At 58.7% G+C, this 18,488-nt stretch carries 15 protein-coding genes; 6 read left to right on the top strand and 9 right to left on the bottom strand.

Annotation, left to right across the window (positions count from 1 at the left end):
- Positions 1-62: 62 nt before the first annotated feature.
- From MEB48_RS26145 to MEB48_RS26120, 6 genes are all read right to left on the bottom strand, one after another.
- On the bottom strand, positions 63-1,322 hold the full coding sequence (locus MEB48_RS26145; RefSeq protein ID WP_442969124.1) for a hypothetical protein: 1,260 nt from the start codon (positions 1,320-1,322) through the stop codon (positions 63-65).
- A complete protein-coding gene (locus tag MEB48_RS26140) occupies positions 1,319-1,813 on the bottom strand; it encodes a CS1 type fimbrial major subunit (RefSeq protein WP_237886678.1) in 495 nt (164 codons plus the stop codon). Before MEB48_RS26140 ends, MEB48_RS26145 begins: the two co-directional genes overlap by 4 nt.
- Positions 1,814-1,844: 31 nt before the next feature.
- Positions 1,845-2,588 carry a molecular chaperone gene (locus tag MEB48_RS26135; protein WP_237886677.1) on the bottom strand — a complete coding sequence of 248 codons (744 nt, stop codon included), beginning with the start codon at positions 2,586-2,588 and terminating at the stop codon, positions 1,845-1,847.
- Between the two features lie 43 nt (positions 2,589-2,631).
- The gene (locus MEB48_RS26130; RefSeq protein ID WP_237886676.1) at positions 2,632-3,879 is read right to left on the bottom strand and encodes a hypothetical protein; all 1,248 of its coding nucleotides are present in this window, start codon (positions 3,877-3,879) and stop codon (positions 2,632-2,634) included.
- Positions 3,880-3,882: 3 nt separating this feature from the next.
- Positions 3,883-6,408: a CS1-pili formation C-terminal domain-containing protein gene (locus tag MEB48_RS26125; protein WP_237886675.1), complete on the bottom strand. Its 2,526-nt coding sequence runs from the start codon at positions 6,406-6,408 to the stop codon at positions 3,883-3,885.
- A gap of 109 nt (positions 6,409-6,517) precedes the next feature.
- Complete coding sequence (locus MEB48_RS26120) at positions 6,518-7,012, bottom strand: CS1 type fimbrial major subunit (protein WP_237886674.1); 495 nt, start codon at positions 7,010-7,012, stop codon at positions 6,518-6,520.
- Between the two features lie 473 nt (positions 7,013-7,485).
- Between MEB48_RS26120 and MEB48_RS26115 the strand changes: the two genes are divergently transcribed.
- Positions 7,486-8,061 carry a PadR family transcriptional regulator gene (locus tag MEB48_RS26115; protein WP_237886673.1) on the top strand — a complete coding sequence of 192 codons (576 nt, stop codon included), beginning with the start codon at positions 7,486-7,488 and terminating at the stop codon, positions 8,059-8,061.
- Complete coding sequence (locus MEB48_RS26110; RefSeq protein ID WP_237886672.1) at positions 8,058-8,846, top strand: siderophore-interacting protein; 789 nt, start codon at positions 8,058-8,060, stop codon at positions 8,844-8,846. Before MEB48_RS26115 ends, MEB48_RS26110 begins: the two co-directional genes overlap by 4 nt.
- Positions 8,847-8,898: 52 nt before the next feature.
- Here the strand turns inward: MEB48_RS26110 and MEB48_RS26105 are convergent, their stop codons facing one another.
- From MEB48_RS26105 to MEB48_RS26095, 3 genes are all read right to left on the bottom strand, one after another.
- Positions 8,899-9,558 carry a Pr6Pr family membrane protein gene (locus MEB48_RS26105; protein ID WP_237886671.1) on the bottom strand — a complete coding sequence of 220 codons (660 nt, stop codon included), beginning with the start codon at positions 9,556-9,558 and terminating at the stop codon, positions 8,899-8,901.
- 2 nt (positions 9,559-9,560) lie between these two features.
- The gene (locus tag MEB48_RS26100; RefSeq protein ID WP_007941719.1) at positions 9,561-9,791 is read right to left on the bottom strand and encodes a VF530 family DNA-binding protein; all 231 of its coding nucleotides are present in this window, start codon (positions 9,789-9,791) and stop codon (positions 9,561-9,563) included.
- A 160-nt stretch (positions 9,792-9,951) separates the two neighbouring features.
- Positions 9,952-11,340, bottom strand: a complete 1,389-nt coding sequence (locus MEB48_RS26095) for an aminotransferase-like domain-containing protein (RefSeq protein WP_237886670.1) — start codon at positions 11,338-11,340, stop codon at positions 9,952-9,954.
- Between the two features lie 349 nt (positions 11,341-11,689).
- On the opposite strand from MEB48_RS26095, the gene MEB48_RS26090 reads away from it, so the two are divergent.
- The 4 genes from MEB48_RS26090 to MEB48_RS26070 all read left to right on the top strand — a co-directional run bounded on the left by MEB48_RS26090 (position 11,690) and on the right by MEB48_RS26070 (position 18,488).
- Positions 11,690-12,895: a benzoate/H(+) symporter BenE family transporter gene (locus MEB48_RS26090; RefSeq protein WP_237886669.1), complete on the top strand. Its 1,206-nt coding sequence runs from the start codon at positions 11,690-11,692 to the stop codon at positions 12,893-12,895.
- Between the two features lie 103 nt (positions 12,896-12,998).
- The gene (gene glyA, locus MEB48_RS26085; protein WP_237886668.1) at positions 12,999-14,237 is read left to right on the top strand and encodes a serine hydroxymethyltransferase; all 1,239 of its coding nucleotides are present in this window, start codon (positions 12,999-13,001) and stop codon (positions 14,235-14,237) included.
- 244 nt (positions 14,238-14,481) lie between these two features.
- Entirely contained in the window at positions 14,482-15,864 is a 1,383-nt protein-coding gene (locus tag MEB48_RS26080) for a carbohydrate porin (protein ID WP_237886667.1), read from the top strand.
- 215 nt (positions 15,865-16,079) lie between these two features.
- Positions 16,080-18,488, top strand: a complete 2,409-nt coding sequence (locus MEB48_RS26070; RefSeq protein WP_237886666.1) for a glucose/quinate/shikimate family membrane-bound PQQ-dependent dehydrogenase — start codon at positions 16,080-16,082, stop codon at positions 18,486-18,488.

Raw genomic sequence — 18,488 nt, 5'->3', positions numbered from 1 at the left:
CCAACTCCTGGAGTCCAGGCGTCGCCTTGACTTCAGGAGCCTTTGCAATTTTTACCGGAGCGTCACACATCCGAGTCCCAGATAACGATGATGTCGCCGCTGAACGTGTCATTGAATCCGGTACCTACTACAACATCGATGGACTCCTTATAGACCTCGAAATGCAATTTCCCCGCTTTTCGATCCGCATAAAACCGAGGCTGAAAGGGTCCATACCAAACGCCGTTGTTCAGCAAGAGCTGCTTGACCGGCCCGTTGTTGCCCTCGATTCCGTCGGGCAGACTGAGTCTTGTGTCCACAAGGGCGAATTTTGTCCTTCCCCGCAAAGGGCAACTGTTCCCGCTCGGCTGACTGCACTGCATCATGACTCTGAAGCGCGACGACGCCGAGATGTAAAACAATTGGTCACGGTAGATGCGGGTCGGCTTGCGACCACTCTCGATCCAGGGTCGCCAGCCGCCCTCCGGCTCCAGCGTCACCTTGTTCCCACCCGGTGGCAGGTCGACCTTGAGCGTGTGCTGAACATCCAGTACAAAATCGAGGCTCAGCAAACTATCGTCCGGCACCATCATCGGCCCCATGTCGAAATCCGCGCCTGGCCCGACGGAATAAACCATCGATCCGGTGTAAAGCCCGGATGACATACCCAAGGGATTGGGGGTGCGCAGCTCATAGGCAAAATCCATATTCTCGAACGACATGCTCGGGATGGTAAAGGCGGGCAACTTGGTACACGCCGCTTGCACGGGCGTCTTCCAGAAAAAACGATAAGCCGAATCGTTGTAGCTTCCCACACCGCTGTATAGACAAGGCGGTGCTGCGTAAACCCAACTACGGTCGGTCCAAAGCTTTTGATGGCCTTCGAGCATGTCTGTTACCCCCACCAGGTTGGCGGCTGTATCGCTCAGTACATATCTTGAACCCATGCCAATGATGCGTATTTCAACGGTCTCCGCTTCCTGGGTGTCGCGATTGGTGACGGTCAGCTGCCGCCAATTGGCGGGCGCTTTCACCCCCACACCACCACCGCCGGGCACGACGGCGCGAGTGGAATTGAAACGAATCGGCACCTGAATGCTGAACGTTTGGTTGGCCGCACATTCGGAAGGATAGATCGCGCAATAACCACTGTTGGGCGTCTTGTTGATAAACACATTCCTGTTCGGTTGCGCTGGATCGGGCGTGAACAATGCGCGGATCTCTTGATTCGCCGCCTCTGCCGAAGGCACGCACAGCGTCATCAGCAACGCCAGTTTGCCGGTCAGTTTTTTCAAAAAGCCCATTAGTGTCATCCCCGATAGATTCGTCGCTCGATATTTCATTCTCCCGGCGCCCTGGCGTTGAACAACAGCAAGACGTTGCCGGCATAATCACCCGCGCGGTATCCGCCGACCGGTTTTATGGGGTCGATCTGCAGCGCCACGCGCTTGCCCGCCGCGGCTTCTTCCCGGGACACGACCTGGCCCATGACAGTACTCAGTTCAACGCCGTTGAATCTGACCCGCAGAGCGATGTCATCGTCCGGCCTGCCATTCGACAGGTAGGGCGCGCTTTCCAGACGCGCTTCAATCGCGCTGGTGTCGTGGCGCACGTCGAAGTTCTTTCGCAGACTGCCCAAGGTTGATGTGGGGTAGCTCCAGAGCAGTGGCTGTGGCCGGTGAATCCAGTCCGGTTCGGACGGAATGATGTAGAAAGCCCGACTCGGAACCGTCAGCGATACTTCGAACGTGTGCTCCTCGCGAGCGGCCCAACTCATGGTGCTCATCAGTCCAGTGATTGCCATCAATACGACGACGGCGCATTGCTTGCTCATATTCATTACCTACCCCCCATGGAAGCAGCCGTTAACGGCTCACTACCTTCAAGTCCTGTTTACGTTCGCCTTCGAGCAATTTGAAACGGTACTCACGGCCCTTTTCCTTGTCGAAAGCGAATGACTTGCCCGCCAGCACATGGTGTTTGGTGGTGGCGCCACAATCGCTCTCCTTGCTCAATGAACAGCTTTTGAACTCATCGACGACGAGCACCGAGTTGCCGTTGTTGCGCAGCTCGTAACGGCTGTCGGTTTCAGTGATGGCCGTCTCGAAACGGGCGTTTTTGGGCCGCACGAAGAAGATCGTGCCGAACCCGGTCATAACGTTGACGCCGGCGCTCAGGGTCTTTTTGTAGTCCTCGCGTTCTTCGCCGCTGACCACGAAGTCGTCCTCCTTTTCCGGCACCACCGGCACGAAACGCACGCGGAAATAACGCTCGCGATCACGTTCGCCCATGTACAGCAGACGAGTGCCCTGCATACCCTGCGCCGGTACGATCAGCCGCGCGGGACTTGCCATCAGGCCATTGCGCGACGCCTTGTCGGCAGCGGTCTCGACCGGAATTTCCCGAGACGTGCCGTCAGCCTCATACACGATCTCCAATACGTTGACCTTGACGAACGCGGTGCTGTCACCGCTATTGAAGACCCGCTTCAGGTAAGTACTTTTGTCGCCATCCAGATAGTCATAAACAGTGCCGACATTGATTTGCGGCCCGGCGTTCGCCGCTATGCAAAACACACTGAGCATCGACAGCAAAAACAGACGTGTCATGTTTTCAATCCCAAAAATTCGAAAAATGAAGGGTTCCGGACGTTCACACTTCCGAATCCCAAATGATGGTGATATTGCCCTTGAGCGTGCCGCTGAAGCCGGGACGCAGCAGAAAATCGATCGCGTCCCGCGGCATCTCGAAACGCAGCGAACCTGGCTTGCGATCCAGATAATGACCAGGCTGAAAAGGGCCTATCCAAACGTTATTCATCAAGGTGAGATGATTGACCGGCCCGTTACCGGGGCCGGTGATTCCCGCGGGCAGGCTGAGCCTGGTCTCCACCTGTGTGCTGTTGCCGTTCTCGCCGCGCAGATAACATCGAGTACCGCCCAGCGAATCGCACTGCATAATGACCTTGAAGCGCGAGGACGCCGAAATGTAGAAGAGTTGATCGCGGTAAATCCACGTCGGCTGACGACCGCTTTCGATCCAGCGGTTCCACCCGCCTTCGGGTTCCAGCGCCACCTTGTTTCCACCCGGTGGCAGGTCGACCTTCAAGGTGTGCTCTACATCCAGGTTGAAACTGAGCGTCAATACCGAGTCATTCGGCTGCATGATGTCCCCCATGTCGAAATCCATTCCGGGGCCGACGGTGTAGGTCAGGTCGCCGTAGTACTGGCCCGAAGACATTTTCAACGGGTTGGGTGTACGCAGTTCATAGCCAATCTGCACATGCTCATAGGTAAAGCCCGGGATGCGGTAATTGGCCCGAGCGGCGCACACGCTCGTTCCGGACGTTAGCCAGAAGAATGTTCTGGCGTCTGGCCACGCATACATACCGCCGGTACTTCTGCACGGTGATGGCGGTGCCCAGGTCCAGTCGCCCAATAGACGTATATGCCAGCCGGGCCATGTCGTGGGCTCGCCTTCGCCCACCAGGTTTTCCGCCGTATCGGAAAGAATGTAGCGGCCTCCGATCGAGACGATCCGCACTTCGACCTCGGCCTCTTCCTGCGTGTCGGCATGTCGCACGCTCAGTCTTCGCCAGTCCCCCGGGACCCGAAACATCGGGCCACTGCGCTGGTCGTGCCCGGCCTCGATCGCACCGACAGACCGGAAGCCGATCGGTGTCAGCAGAGAAAACAGGTCTCTCTCCTTGCAGAACGCAGGTTGATTCGCGCAATGCCCGGTGACGGGGGTCATGTTGATGAATTCGTTATGCATCGGTTTTGCCGGGTCGGGGCGGAACACCGCGCGGATATCCATGGTTGCCCCCGACGCCGACTCACCTGCCAGGCTCAATAACAGCAATACCGCCAGCCCCCCCAGTGAACGTATTGACCTTTTCATCACTCAACCCGCCTTCTGCTCGGCGAAGCTGATATCGGCCAGGGTGTCCGGCGTGCACCGCAGGTCACCGATCATCAACACGTTATTTTCACTGCGATGGCGGTCGGCCTCGAGACGGAACTGGCACAGCAACTGGTTGCCCTGGCGCACTTCCAGCGTTGGCGAACCGGCATTCATTTCCATCGAGAAGAAACCATCGACCTCTGTCACGCCACGACTGGCGTGGTTGATCACGTGGTGGCCCTTGAGCGGCTGCCCTTGCGAATCGACCAGCCGGCCCAGTACGGTCAGGGTTTTCATCACCCGCACCTTGCGGTACTCGACCCCACCCTTGTTCAGGTGATAACGGGTGCGGGCCGGTTCGATGGTGGCCGCCGGCACATGGTTGCCTTCGAAATCGAAACTCACCGAGCTGTTCTGGTACGCGGTGATGGGGATGAAGTTGCGTCCCGGCTTCAGCGCCGCGCTGCCGCCGCTGTAATCGTCGGCACGCAGGGCAATGTCGTCGATGTCCGATTCCACATCGACAATCAGCCCGGCACCGCGCATCTCATGCTGGCTGGTCAACACCATCTGCTGACCGCCGAGGACCAGGGTACTGTCCAGGTTGAGGCCGCCGGTAAAATTGCCGTTGTAGGACGAACGCTGAACGAAGCCATCCCCATTGATCGCGTCGGTTCGAAAGTTGGCGAGGCTGGAAACGCCGACGCCATAGGTATCGGTGAGCGCCGTCACCGAGACGTTTTGCAGCACGTGATCTTTCAGGTCTTTGCGCCAGCCAATGGAGGCGTTGTTGTCGCGTCCCCCATCCCGGGCCGTGCGCGAACCGATGCTGCCGGTGATCTGCTGTCCAGGTGTGCCGAGCGCCAGGTTGATGCTCAGGTCGACGCCACGATTGCGATCGTTGCCGCTGCTGAAACTGCCCGGCCGATCGAACAGTGACAGCCGCCAGTTGCCATCGCTGCCAAACAGATTGGTGCGCTGGTTCCAGCCCAGATCGAGGCCGACGCCTTCGACGTTGCCCTCGCTGTGGGATACCCGGGCATTGATCGTGCTTTTGCTGCTGAGTCGATGATTGAGTGCCAGCGATGAATTGCTGGTCTCGCCGACGAATACGTTGCGTTGACGTATCCGGGTGCCATCCGGCAGGGTTTCGTAAAGATTGGTGGTGTCCAGCCAACTGCGGTTGTGGCTGATCACCACGCTGCCGGCGCCATAGTTATAGAGACTTTGCAGGTCCAGACCGGTGCCGTGGTCCTGCGTCTGGTAGACGTTGGCGTACAGGCTGAGGTGATTGGCCAGGGTCCAGTCGATGGAACTGCCGTATTGCAGTTTTTCGCGAACCTGACGCGCCGACAGCCCCAGAATGACCCGTGGGTGCGCCAGGTAATTGACCGAGGCCCCCGCCGTGGCGCTGCCGCTGGACTGCTGATCCCAGTTGCTCAACAGTTTGCTTTCTTCCCCGGCAAACAGGTTGTAGCGCCAGCGATCGTCGAGGTTGCGCCAGTTGTTGGGTTTGTACACCAACTCTTGAGTGCTCGAGGTGATCTGACCGTCTTCGATCAGACGCACTTCGACTTCATAGATGCCCCCCGGCAGCGGTCGGGTGTCGAGGGTCTGCAAACCGGCGGGCACCGACTGGGTATTGATCAACAGACCGTCGCGGTAGATTTCCACCGAGCCCTGGCGATTGGCCGTGACGTAGACCGGATAGACGCTGGGCATCGGACTGTTGATGGCCAGGCTGTCGGAACTGCCATACATGACGCCGACAGCCGTGTCGGGACTGGTGCCGAACGTGCGCGGCTGGCGGGTCAGTCCTTCGGAATTGGGGGTGAAATAGCCCAGGCGAAAGAAGCTGCCTTGCAATTCGCGTTGGGTGTAAAGCTCATGGACCGCGTGATAAAGCTTGTCATCCGGACCGCCAAGACGGGCCAGTTGCATGTTGAATGTCTGACTCCAGTTGCCCAGGCTGGCGCTGGCTTCAAGACCGAAGCGTCCGCCCAGATCCTGTTGCTGGCCACCGTTGAGATTGAGCTGGTTGCGCACCATCAGACCGCTGCTGCCGCCATCAGGCTGCTCGTAGTAACGCTTGGCCTCGACGTCGCGCTCAGCGTTTTCGGTGAGGATCGAGACGAGGGAGTTTTCCAGGTTGTAATGCACGGCCAACACCTGATCCGGACACGAACCGGTGCACGTGCCCAGCGGCACGCCTGGCTTGAGATAACTGGCCCACTTTTCCCGTTCGGCGGGGCCGAAGCGGTTTTCGCTGGTGTCGGTGAATTCAAGCAAGGTGATGCGATCATCGCGAGACAACACCACCATGGCCTCCCCCAGCGGTTGCTGATCGAGTTCCACCCGAACAGCCAGGGGCACATCAAAGAAATGCTCCTCGAAATCGGCCGGCAGGCCTTTGGCCTGAGCCAACAGACTTCGCGGTGTCGTACCGGCGGAAGAAACGGGAGCCGCCACTGCACTGGCACAAAACAACAGCGCAAGCGCAGCCGCGATGGGTGTCATCGGGAACATGAACTCTTACTCTGGTTACGAACGGGTTGGAATCCGGCGGACAAGCCGGTTGGGTTGTCCGCCGGTGAACGCCACTTGAGCAGTTAGCGTTTGTTGCCTTGAGGCTCGATCAAGGCGTGACGACCGGAGCAACGGCGTCGAAGGTCATTGCGACCACACCGGTGTAGTCGCCCGGCTGGAAGGTGGTGCCCTTGGCGGTGATTTTCAGCGGTGCGCGGTAGTTTGCATCGGACTCGGATTCCCCCACGACCAGTTGTGGAGTGAGCGTCAGTTCCTTGTTATTGAACTCGACTTTCAAATCAATCGACTGAGCACCGGAGATCAATTTAGGTGCACTTTCCAGGCTGGCATGAACCGAGCCGTTATTGTTGCGCACGTCGAAGAAACCATTGACCTCTCCCATCTTGCCAGTGGCTGGCTGGAAGCTCATGTCCTGATCCTTGTTGACCAGATCAGGGTCGGTTGGCACCACATAGAAACCATTGGTGGGCACGTGAGCGATGAGATTGATCGAGTGAGCAGCCTCGCCCGCGGCGAAAGCCATGGAGGATTGGAGAGCCAGAACAGCCAGAGGGGCAGCGATTGCAAATTTCTTGAACATCATTCAGTACCTGTTTTCTTTTAAAGGATCGGTCCATTGAAAGTTCAGACAGCTTATTGCTGTGCGCTTTCAACGCCGGGGCATGATCGACTTATTGCTCTGGAAAGTAAGCAGGCAACTTCCTATGAGTTCGTAGTTCAACAACCTCATGACCAGAAAGACAAAACCGCAAAAAATCAAAATATAAAACAATGACTGTAAGTTACGCCTTACATACAGTTTTATTGAAAAAACCAGACAGCAGTTATAGCCGCGCAATCCTTGTAGGAGCGGGCTTGCCCGCGAAGACGGCGGAACAGTCAACATTGATGTCGCCTGATATACCGTTTTCGCGGGCAAGCCCGCTCCTACATTGCAGACGGTAGACATTCTGCTATGCCACCGCTCGTCGGCATAAGTGCGCCCCCACGGAAAGCGCCTTGATCAAGACATAAGATATATCTTAAGTTGTATCTAAATACGACGAGAGCAAACCAATGAGAGACCATCATTCCCCCCACCGAGACCACGGTGACGCCCGCGACGGCTTCGAGAAACGCCCCGGACGCGAACGCGGCGGCCGTGGTCCCAGGGTATTCGCACCTGGCGACCTGAAATTACTGCTGTTGGCACTGATCGCCGAGCAGCCCTGCCATGGCTATGACCTGATCCGCCAGATTGAAAGCATGTTCGACGGTGCTTATAGCCCAAGCCCTGGCGTGATTTACCCGACCCTGACCTTTCTGGAAGAAAGCGAAATGATTCAGGGCGATGCCGAAGATGGAAAAAAAAGTTACAGCGTGACCGACGCCGGACGTCTGTCTTTAAGTGAACAAGCGATTGCCCTGGACGGCGTGCGCATGCGCATTGAAGTCAGCAAGCGCTCGTTGCGCGGCCATGACCGTCCCGCCGAGATTCACGAAGCGGTGCATAACTTGCGTCATGCCTTGCAAATGCACCATGGCCGCTGGAGCCCGGAAGAGATCCTGCGTGTACGCGACCTGCTCAACAACACAGCCAAAGCCATCGTCGACGGCCCTGCCGTTCAACCCGTTCAGGAGAACGCCGAATGACCGACGTTATCGTGCCATCTCAATCCATTTACCGTGTCAGCCACGAGATCAAACGCCGTCGCCTGGAAGTCCTGCGAGTGGTCGACCTGACCCCGCGTATGCGCAGGATTACGCTGGGCGGTCCTGAGCTTGAAGGCTTTGTCAGCCTCGGAACGGACGACCACGTCAAACTGCTGTTCCCCCAAAATGCAGCAGAACAAGCGGCATTGGAAACTCTGATTCTTGGGGTTGGCAAAGACAACGGGCCGATGCCCGCGATGCGCGATTACACACCGCGTCGTTACGACCTGGCCACGCTGGAGCTGGACATCGACTTCGTGCTGCACGGCGATGGCCCTGCTTCGACCTGGGCCGAGCAGGCCAAACCCGGCCAGTTCCTGCACATCGGCGGGCCTCGGGGCTCGATGATCGTGCCGGACATTTTCGACAGCTATTTGCTGATCGGCGACGAAACCGCCCTGCCCGCCATCGCCCGTCGCCTCGAAGGCCTGGCCGCCAACCGCCATGCACTGGTGATTGTGGAAGTGGAAAACGGCGCCGAACAACAACGCCTGGAAAGTGCCGCACAGGTTGATGTGATCTGGGTGCTACGTGAAGGAGGCAGGAATAACCTGCTGACCACCGTGCAACAGATCAAGGTGCCCGATGGCAATCTGTATGCGTGGGTGGCGACCGAGACCAAGGTGTCGCGGCAGATTCGCCGGGTATTGCTCGATGAGCACGGACTAGATGAGCAATTCGTAAAAGCCGTCGGCTATTGGCGGCTGGATGGAGACGAGAACTGAGGGACTTTAAGCGCCCATCGCGAGCAGGCTCGCGATGGTGATGCTACAGACGCTACAAATCCATACCTCTATCACGCCCCCCAAGCCACCGATCCAGCCCAATCACCAGCAGTGAAATCAGCACAAACCCCGCCAACAATCCCCCTGCATTCACAAACACCTGTGGATAACCCAACTTGTCGACATCTATGAACGGATAGGGATAAACCGCCAGCAGATGCCCGCGCCATAACGCATAGCCGAAGTACACCAGCGGATAGATCACCCATAACGCAATGTGCCGCAGCCGCAACGTACCTTTGGGCACACCGAACCACCAATAAGCCAGAAACAGCAGCGGCATGACGTCATGCATCAGCTCATCGGCCAGCCATTGCCAGCCTTCGGGATGCCACAAGTGGCGCAACAACAGGCTGTACGCCACACCGACCACGGTGATGCTCACCGCAATCCCACTGCTCACCCACGGCCGCAAAAACCAGCGTCGCGCCGCCGACTCTCGGGCTGTCAGCTCACAAGTCAGTACCACTGCCACCAGCGTGTTGGTCAGCACAGTGAAAAAGCTGAAAAAACTCACCAGCCCGCCCAGCAGACTGGCCCCGACACTCCAGCGTGAGTAGAAAATCAGGTACATCTGAATGCTTAAGCCCGCCCAACCCAGAATCGCCGCCACGGCAACACAACGACGTCTCGCGGCTGAGGGTATGACCATGCTCAGACCGGGCGCTTGGTGCGCATCAGCTTCACATACAAGCGTTCGACCTTCTCCCGCGCCCACGGGGTTTTGCGCAGGAATGTCAGGCTCGACTTGATGCTCGGGTCACTCTTGAAGCAGCGGATGTCGATGCGCTCGGCCAGCCCCGACCATTCGTAGTGTTCAACCAGGGCGTTGAGGATCTGTTCCAGCGTCACGCCGTGCAGCGGGTTGGTGTTCTGTTCGGTCATGCCGGGCCTTCGAGCGATGAAAGGATTGGGAGCCGCGCACCTTAGCCGAGGCCTTCGTGCAGTGGAAGGGCCCCGGACAAAGGCATTCGTCAGAGGCTGAATTAACTGTAGGCGAGTTGGACAGCCTCTGAGAAAAACGTCAGGCGATAGCGCCGTCGGCTCAGTAATAACGTCGCGGGTCCGAATCGATCAGGCTGGCCAGTTTGGTCAGGGCAAATCTCAATTCGTCCTGGCTGGTGGGCGACATCAATACCAATCGCACGCAGCGGGTCATCCCGGTACGTTCGGCCTGGAACTGGGTGCCACTGAGGACCAACACACCATTGGCACGGGCCAGCATGGTGAATTCATCGCTGGTCCAAGGCTCGGGCAGCGTCAACCAGACGTGGTAGGAGTACGGCTGGGTCTTGAGCTCGAAATTGGCGAATATTTCCTGAGCGATCGCCTGCCGCCCGGCGGCTTCGTTGCGCTGAATACGGATCAGCTTTTTATCCAGCCCCCCTGTGATCACGTTGCTGGCCAGCTGAGCGGTCAACGGCGACGGCATCCAGACGCTGCTGCGCACCATCGAGGTCAGGCGCGACAACAGTTTCGGCGGGCTATAGAGATAGCCGATCCGCAAGGCCGGCATGATCGACTTCGATAGACTGGTCAGGTACACCGAACGCTCCGGAGCGAACGCCGACAGCGGTTTGATCGACGGGTCGGTGGCCAGAAAACCGTAGATGTCATCGTCCAGGATGATGAAGTCGAACTCCTCGGCCAACGCCGCGATTTGCGCCCGACGCTTTTGCGACATGATCGCGGCCGTCGGGTTCTGGCACGTCGCCACGCAGACCAGCATCGCCGGTTTCTCACGCTGGCACAGTTCGCGCAGAGCTTCGGGAATGATGCCTTCATCGTCCATTGGCACGCCACGCAGACGTCGTTCCAGACCATGGGCCAGGGAAATGATGCCGGGGTAACAAAGCGCCTCGCAGAGCACCAGATCACCGGCGTTGGTCAGCGCACTCATCGCGACCATCAAACCATGCTGCGCGCCTGCGGTGATCACCACTTGCTGCCATTGCGCATCGGGCAATGAATGGCGCAACCACTGCGCGCCCGCCTCGCGATGAGCCAGATGCCCGCCATCGGGGGCGTAATCGAGGGCACGGGCAAAATCCGTGCTCTTGGCCATGCCCACCAATGCATCGCGCAACCAGTACTCCAGGGTTTCGCTATAAGGCTTGATGATCGAAAGATCCAATGATTCGGACTGCCCCAGACTCAGCGGGGCGGCACTGTTGCTGGCTGGCAGTTCCAGTTGCTTCTGGTTGAGCACATAAGTGCCACGCCCCACTTCCCCCTGCACCAGACGCCGCCGTTGGGCTTCGCTATAGGCCCGGCTGATGGTACCCGGCGTGACATTCAGTGTGGTGGCCAGCTCCCGCAAGGTCGGCAGACGATCACCTTCTTTCAACACGCCGTTGCTGATATCGCGCGCCAACGCGTCGGCAATCGACAAATACATCGGCTGGCCGAACTCGTTTAGCTGAGGAACCCACATGAATGATCGCTACCCATCGTAGAAATGATGAATATCCGAGCATATCACAGGGAAGTTAGCCAACTTATAAATCGACCCAATCTGCAAATTGAGTTGATTGATGCGGTGATTGAATCGACCAACGCTTTTCACATAAAATCTTCTAGACAAGTATTATTTTCTTAACAATCAAATAGTTATCTCAGAAAAAGCTGATAAATAAAAACCGCTGGCAAAAAAACACATCCTCACAGTCTCTCGCCCTATTGAATCAACTCAATTCATTCAAATACACTCATCTCGAATCGAATCAATCGACTCAATATCACGCCTGAATCATCAGGTGCCAGCCACGCCAAGTCGAGACATCATGGACACACTCAGAAAGGATCTATCCCTGTCAGCGATCATCGCAGGCTTCATCGCCGTGATCATTTCCTATGCCGGCCCGCTGATCATTGTGTTTCAGGCGGCTCGGGAAGCGCACCTGCCCAATGATCAGGTGTCGTCCTGGATCTGGGCCATTTCCATCGGCAGTGGCGTGACCGGCCTGCTGTTGAGCTGGCGTCTGCGGGTTCCGGTGATTACGGCATGGTCGACACCGGGCGCAGCGTTACTGGTGTCGATGTTGCCCACGGTTTCCCTGCCCCAGGCCATCGGCGCCTATGTGGCGGCTTCGGTGATTATCGCGGTGGTCGGCCTGTCCGGCGCGTTCGACAAACTGATGAGTCGCCTGCCCAAAGCCATCGCCGCCGCCATGCTCGCCGGTATCCTGTTTCGCTTCGGCGCCGAACTCTTCACCTCGATCAAGCTGCAGCCGGCGCTGGTGCTGTCGATGATCGCGGCGTACCTGATCTTCAAACGCTTTTCACCGCGCTACGCCATTCTGTCGGTATTGGTTGTCGGCTGCGCCGTGGCGGCCTCGTTCGGCGAACTCAACAGCGGATCGATCAGCATCGATGTCGCCCACCCGATCTTCGTTGCACCGGAGTGGAGCTGGCACGCGATCATCAATATCGGCCTGCCGCTGGCCCTGGTCACCCTGACCGGGCAATACGTGCCGGGCATGGCGGTGATGCGTACCTCGGGCTACAACACCCCGGCACGCTCGATTATTTCGGTCACGGCCATCGGTTCGATTTTGATGGCGCCATTCGGCTCCCATGGTCTCAATCTCGCGGCCATCACCGCCGCGATCTGCACCGGCCGCGAAGCCCATGAAGATCGCGACAAACGTTACATTGCCGGGATCGCCTGCGGGGTGTTCTACATTCTGATGGGCATCTTCGGCGCGACCCTGGCTTCAGTGTTTTCTGCCTTGCCCAAAGAGCTGATCGCCTCCCTCGCCGGCCTGGCCCTGTTCGGGGCGATCAGCGCCGGGCTGACAGGCGCCATGGCTGACGAGAAGCAACGTGAAGCGGCGCTGATCACCTTTCTGGTCACCGCCTCGGGCATGAGTTTCCTGGGGCTGGCCGCTGCATTCTGGGGGCTGATCTTCGGACTCGTGGCGCATTTCATACTGACCTGCACCAGGGAAAGCAGAGCCACCGCCGTCACCGAGGGCAATCGACCATGATCGTTCGTTACGACTCCATTGTGGTCGGCGGCGGACTGTCACACGCATCACCGCATCTCGCGCCAGCCTCCGTGACCGAAGCACTTATCCAAGGAATGACTCCATGCGCCTGCACCATTTCGACCCTGTCATCGCCCGTCTGATCAGCCGTGAACGCAACCGTCAGGAAACCCATCTGGAGCTGATCGCTTCGGAAAACTACGTCAGCGAAGAAGTGCTGGAGGCACAGGGTTCGGTGCTGACCAACAAGTACGCCGAAGGCTACCCGGGCAAGCGCTATTACGGTGGCTGTAAAGTGGTCGACGAAATTGAAAGCCTCGCCATCGAACGCGCCTGCAAACTGTTTGGGTGCGACTACGCCAACGTCCAGCCGCACTCTGGCTCGCAAGCCAATCAGGCGGTGTTTCTTGCGGTGCTCAACCCCGGTGACACCCTCCTGGGCATGTCCCTGGCCCATGGGGGGCACCTGACCCATGGCGCCTCGGTGAACTTTTCCGGCAAGTTCTATACCGCGTACGCTTACGGTCTGGAAAAATCCAGCGAAACCCTCGACTACGCCGAGATGGAAGCCCTGGCCCGGGAACACCGGCCGAAGATGATCATTGCGGGTGCTTCGGCGTATTCAAGGACCATCGACTTCCAGCGTTTTCGCAACATCTGCGATGAAATCGGGGCCTACCTGATGGTCGACATGGCGCACTACGCCGGGCTGGTCGCAGCCGGCCTGTACCCTTCGCCGGTTGGCATCGCCGACTTCGTCACGTCGACCACGCACAAAACCCTGCGCGGCCCACGGGGCGGCCTGATTATGGCCAAACGCGAATACGCGGCGCTGCTCGACAAGACGATATTCCCGGTTTATCAGGGCGGGCCTCTGATGCACGTCATCGCCGCCAAGGCTGTGGCGTTCAACGAAGCCATAGGTGATGAGTTCAAACACTATCAGCAACGCGTCATCGACAATGCCAGGACCATGGCGGACATCCTTACGCGGCGAGGCCTGCGGGTGGTGTCAGGTGGCACCGACTGCCATATGTTCCTGCTCGATCTGCGCGCGATGAACATCACCGGCAAAGAGGCCGAGGCGTTGCTCGAAAGTGCCCACATCACCTTGAACAAGAATGCGATCCCCGACGATCCGCAAAAACCTGCGATCACCAGCGGCATTCGCATTGGCACACCTGCCCTGACTACGCGGGGCTTCGGCGAAGCCGAATGCGCCGAAGTGGCCAACCTGATTGCCGATCTGCTTGAACAACCGACCCATGCGGTACTGCTGGAAAAAGTCCGCCGACGGGTGATGCATTTGTGTGAATGCTTCCCGGTCTATCTAATGACTTGACGGCACTGAAACATGCGGGGCGGGCGCTTTAGTCCGCCCTTTTTTGCACGGGCAGATTACTGCGGCGACACGTCGCAGCCGACTGTTACCAAATCCGAAATGATTCATGTCAATAAAAGCTCTTTCTCTATGTGTTACAGGACATTATCCTTACGCCCGTCCTGCTGAAACGCTTCTCCCCCTGCTTCATCCCGCTGCGTTCAGTGCACCCCCCTTTAGAAAAAAGACCAAGAACTCCTTCTCTATGCCTGATTTTCAAACTCCGCGAGACAGCGCTGTCTTTCCTCCTGTGGCCAATCGAAAAGTCCTGAACCTGATCGGCGGTTTCACCGCATTGGGCCTCGCCACCTGCGCCCAGGCTGCACCGGCCTTCGATAGCGATTCGCCGTGGATGCTCGGCGACTGGAACGGCACGCGCACCGAACTTGCGGAAAAAGGTTACGACTTCAAAATCGATTACACCGGCGAAATGGGCAGCAATCTGCACGGTGGCTACGACCATGACCGCACCGCTCGCTACAGCGACCAGTTCGCCTTTGGCAGCCATCTGGACTTGCAGAAGATTCTCGGCTGGGACGACGCTGAATTTCAGCTGACCATCACCGAACGCAACGGCAACAACATCAGCAACGACCGGATCAACGATCCGCGGGTCGGCGGTTTCACCTCGGCTCAGGAAGTCTGGGGTCGCGGCCAGACCTGGCGCCTGACGCAGATGTGGTATCAGCAAAAATTCTTCGATCAGAAACTCGACATCAAAGTCGGCCGCTTCGGTGAGGGCGAAGACTTCAACAGCTTCCCCTGCGACTTCCAGAACCTGGCGTTCTGCGGCTCCCAGGTCGGCAACTGGGTCGGCGACATCTGGTACAACTGGCCGGTCAGCCAGTGGGCGATGCGGGTCAAATATCACCTGACGCCGGAGCTCTACGCGCAAGTCGGGGTTTATGAGCAAAACCCGTCCAACCTGGATCGCGACAATGGCTTCAAGCTCAGCGGCAGCGGCACTCAGGGCGCGATCCTGCCGGTGGAACTGGTCTGGACCCCGAAGCTCAATGGCCTGCCGGGTGAATACCGGGCCGGTTACTACTACAGCAACGCCAAGGCCACCGATGTCTACAAGGACAGCCATGGTCAGCCGGCAGCCCTCAGCGGCGAGGCTTACCGCAGCGCATCGAGCAAGCACGGCGTATGGCTCGGTATTCAGCAGCAACTGACCAGCCGCGCCAGTGACCATTCTCGCGGCCTGAGCGTGTTCGCCAACGGCACGATGCACGACAAGAAGACCAACGCCATCGACAACTATGTCCAGGCCGGCGTCGTCTACAAAGGCTTGTTCGATGCCCGCGCCAGGGACGACATCGGTTTTGCCCTGGCCCGTGTCCACGTCAACCCGGCCTATCGCAAGAACGCCGAAGCGACCAATCAGGCTCGCGCCGTCTTCGACTACGACGATCCGTCGTTCCTGCCGCCACAAGACACCGAATACAGCGCCGAACTCTATTACGGCGTGCACGTCACGAACTGGCTGACCGTGCGCCCGAACCTGCAATACATCCGCCATCCCGGTGGCGTGGACAAGGTTGATGACGCGCTGATTGGCGGGATCAAGATCACCTCGTCGTTCTAGGCGAAAAACCTGTGGGAGCGGGCTTGCTCGCGAAGGCAATTTCACATTCAACATGGATGTTGACTGACACACCGCTTTCGCGAGCAAGCCCGCTCCCACAGGGATTGCGGCGTTCCATTTCAACTGAACAGTTTTCGATGAACCCTGCCCGCACAAGATCGTCATCTACAGTGAACTTGCGCGGGACTACTTAAAACGTCACGGAGAATCACACTATGAGCGCTGATGGTGCTTTCAGTCGAAGCCGTCTGCTACCGAGCCTGCTCGGTATCGTGCTTCTGCTAATGGGCCTGGCCTTGCTGGCCGGGGGGATCAAGCTGAGCATGCTTGGCGGCTCGCTGTATTACTTGCTGGCCGGTATCGGCCTGATGCTGACCGGGGGGCTGCTGCTGGCCGACCGTTATGCAGCGATGAGCGTGTACGCGGTGGTGCTGTTCGCCAGTACGGTCTGGGCACTGTGGGAAGTCGGCCTGGACTGGTGGCAACTGGTGCCACGTCTGGCGCTGCTCTTTGCCCTCGGCATCGTCATGTTGTTGCCATGGTTTCGTCGCCCGTTGCGTACCGGCGAGTTCAACCCGGTCGGCACCGGTGTACTGAGCGCTGCCGTGGTTATCGCCGGTATCGCCGCGCTGGCCAGCCTGTTCACCAACCCCGGTGAAATCAAAGGCGAACTGGATCGCGACGCCGTGCCTGGCATGACCAACACTGCTCCGGCCATGCCCGACGGCGACTGGAACTCCTACGGCCGCAGCGCCCATGGCGATCGTTATTCGCCACTGGCGCAGATCACGCCGCAGAACGTCAGCAAACTGGTGCCTGCCTGGACCTACCGCACCGGCGACCTGCCTGGCCCGAACGACCCGGGCGAAACCACCGCCGAAAACACCCCGCTCAAAGCCAACGGCATGCTCTATGTCTGCACGCCGCACAGCCAGGTGATCGCGCTGGACCCGGACACCGGCAAGGAACTCTGGCGTTTCGATCCGAAGCTCTCCACGCAAAACGCGGCGAACTTCAAGGGTTGGGCGCACATGACCTGCCGTGGCGTGACCTATCACGATGACGCCGCTTACGCGTCCGAGCAGAGCCCGACCGGCACGGCCAACGCGCCAGTGACCAGCGTCTGCCCGCGCCGGATCTTCCTGCCGACCGCCGACACCCGTTTGATCGCCCTGAACGCCGATACCGGCAAAATGTGCGAAGACTTCGGTAACGGTGGCCAGGTTGACCTGACGACCAACATCGGTGAATTCACCGCTGGCGGTTACTACTCCACTTCGCCACCGGCGGTCACCAAAGACTTGGTGGTGATTGGCGGCCACGTGACCGACAACGTTTCCATCGACGAACCAAGCGGCGTGATCCGCGCATTCGACGTACACACCGGCAAACTGGTGTGGAACTGGGACAGCGGCAACCCGGACGACACCACGCCGATTGCCGAAGGCAAGGTCTACACCCGCAACTCGCCGAACATGTGGTCGATCTTCAGCGTCGACGAAAAACTCGGCATGATCTACCTGCCGATGGGCAACCAGACCCCGGATCAATTCGGTGGTGCACGTACTCCTGAATCGGAACTGCACGCCGCCGGCCTGACCGCACTGGACATCGCCACCGGCAAGGTGCGCTGGCACTTCCAGTTCACCCACCATGACCTGTGGGACATGGACGTCGGCGGCCAGCCAACCCTGATGGACCTGAAAACCGCAGACGGTGTGAAACCGGCGGTGCTCGCGTCCACCAAGCAAGGCAGCATCTACGTGCTGGATCGCAGCAACGGCAAACCGATCGTGCCGATCAAGGAAATTCCAGTGCCGCAAGGCGCGGTGGAAGGCGACTACACTTCGCCGACCCAACCGATGTCCGACCTGAACTTCGTGCCGCCGGTCCTCAAGGAACGCGACATGTGGGGCGTGACCCCGTTCGATCAGATGCTGTGCCGGATCGACTTCAAATCCCTGCGTTACGACGGCATGTTCACCCCGCCGTCGCTGCAAGGTTCGCTCGTTTATCCCGGTAACTTCGGTGTGTTCGACTGGGGCGGCATCTCGATTGATCCGGTGCGTCAGATCGCTTTCGTGAACCCGAGCTACATGGCGTTCAAATCGAAACTGATCCCGGCCGCCGAAATCGCCAAACAAGGCCCTCGCGTCAGCGAAACCGAAGGCGTGCAGCCCAACAAAGGCGCGCCTTACGGCGTGATCCTCGAAGCGCTGCTATCGCCAATGGGCCTGCCATGCCAGGCACCGGCCTGGGGCTATGTGGCCGCAGTCGATTTGACCACCAACAAAACCATCTGGATGCACAAGAACGGCACCGTGCGCGACAGCGCGCCGGTCCCGATCCCACTGAGCATGGGCGTACCGAGCCTGGGCGGGGCCTTCACCACCGCCAGTGGCGTGGCCTTCTTGAGCGGTACCCTCGACCAGTACCTGCGCGCCTACGACGTGAAAAACGGCAAGCAACTGTGGGAAGGCCGCCTGCCAGCAGGCGCGCAAACCACACCAATGACCTACACCGGCAAAGACGGCAAGCAATACGTGCTCGTTGTAGCGGGTGGTCATGGATCGCTGGGCACCAAGCAAGGTGACTATGTGATTGCGTACAAACTGTCGGAATAA

Origin of the sequence: Pseudomonas sp. PGPR40 (assembly GCF_022014505.1) — a bacterium.
Classification (GTDB): domain Bacteria; phylum Pseudomonadota; class Gammaproteobacteria; order Pseudomonadales; family Pseudomonadaceae; genus Aquipseudomonas.
This window is presented reverse-complemented; position numbering and strand designations above follow the sequence as displayed.

Excerpts from the sequence above, each read along its gene's own strand:
- MEB48_RS26145 (WP_442969124.1), bottom strand. The coding sequence starts at position 1,322 with ATGAAATATCGAGCGACGAATCTATCGGGGATGACACTAATGGGCTTT.
- MEB48_RS26140 (WP_237886678.1), bottom strand. The coding sequence starts at position 1,813 with ATGAGCAAGCAATGCGCCGTCGTCGTATTGATGGCAATCACTGGACTG.
- MEB48_RS26135 (WP_237886677.1), bottom strand. The coding sequence starts at position 2,588 with ATGACACGTCTGTTTTTGCTGTCGATGCTCAGTGTGTTTTGCATAGCG.
- MEB48_RS26130 (WP_237886676.1), bottom strand. The coding sequence starts at position 3,879 with ATGAAAAGGTCAATACGTTCACTGGGGGGGCTGGCGGTATTGCTGTTA.
- MEB48_RS26125 (WP_237886675.1), bottom strand. The coding sequence starts at position 6,408 with ATGTTCCCGATGACACCCATCGCGGCTGCGCTTGCGCTGTTGTTTTGT.
- MEB48_RS26120 (WP_237886674.1), bottom strand. The coding sequence starts at position 7,012 with ATGATGTTCAAGAAATTTGCAATCGCTGCCCCTCTGGCTGTTCTGGCT.
- MEB48_RS26115 (WP_237886673.1), top strand. The coding sequence starts at position 7,486 with ATGAGAGACCATCATTCCCCCCACCGAGACCACGGTGACGCCCGCGAC.
- MEB48_RS26110 (WP_237886672.1), top strand. The coding sequence starts at position 8,058 with ATGACCGACGTTATCGTGCCATCTCAATCCATTTACCGTGTCAGCCAC.
- MEB48_RS26105 (WP_237886671.1), bottom strand. The coding sequence starts at position 9,558 with ATGGTCATACCCTCAGCCGCGAGACGTCGTTGTGTTGCCGTGGCGGCG.
- MEB48_RS26100 (WP_007941719.1), bottom strand. The coding sequence starts at position 9,791 with ATGACCGAACAGAACACCAACCCGCTGCACGGCGTGACGCTGGAACAG.
- MEB48_RS26095 (WP_237886670.1), bottom strand. The coding sequence starts at position 11,340 with ATGTGGGTTCCTCAGCTAAACGAGTTCGGCCAGCCGATGTATTTGTCG.
- MEB48_RS26090 (WP_237886669.1), top strand. The coding sequence starts at position 11,690 with ATGGACACACTCAGAAAGGATCTATCCCTGTCAGCGATCATCGCAGGC.
- glyA (WP_237886668.1), top strand. The coding sequence starts at position 12,999 with ATGCGCCTGCACCATTTCGACCCTGTCATCGCCCGTCTGATCAGCCGT.
- MEB48_RS26080 (WP_237886667.1), top strand. The coding sequence starts at position 14,482 with ATGCCTGATTTTCAAACTCCGCGAGACAGCGCTGTCTTTCCTCCTGTG.
- MEB48_RS26070 (WP_237886666.1), top strand. The coding sequence starts at position 16,080 with ATGAGCGCTGATGGTGCTTTCAGTCGAAGCCGTCTGCTACCGAGCCTG.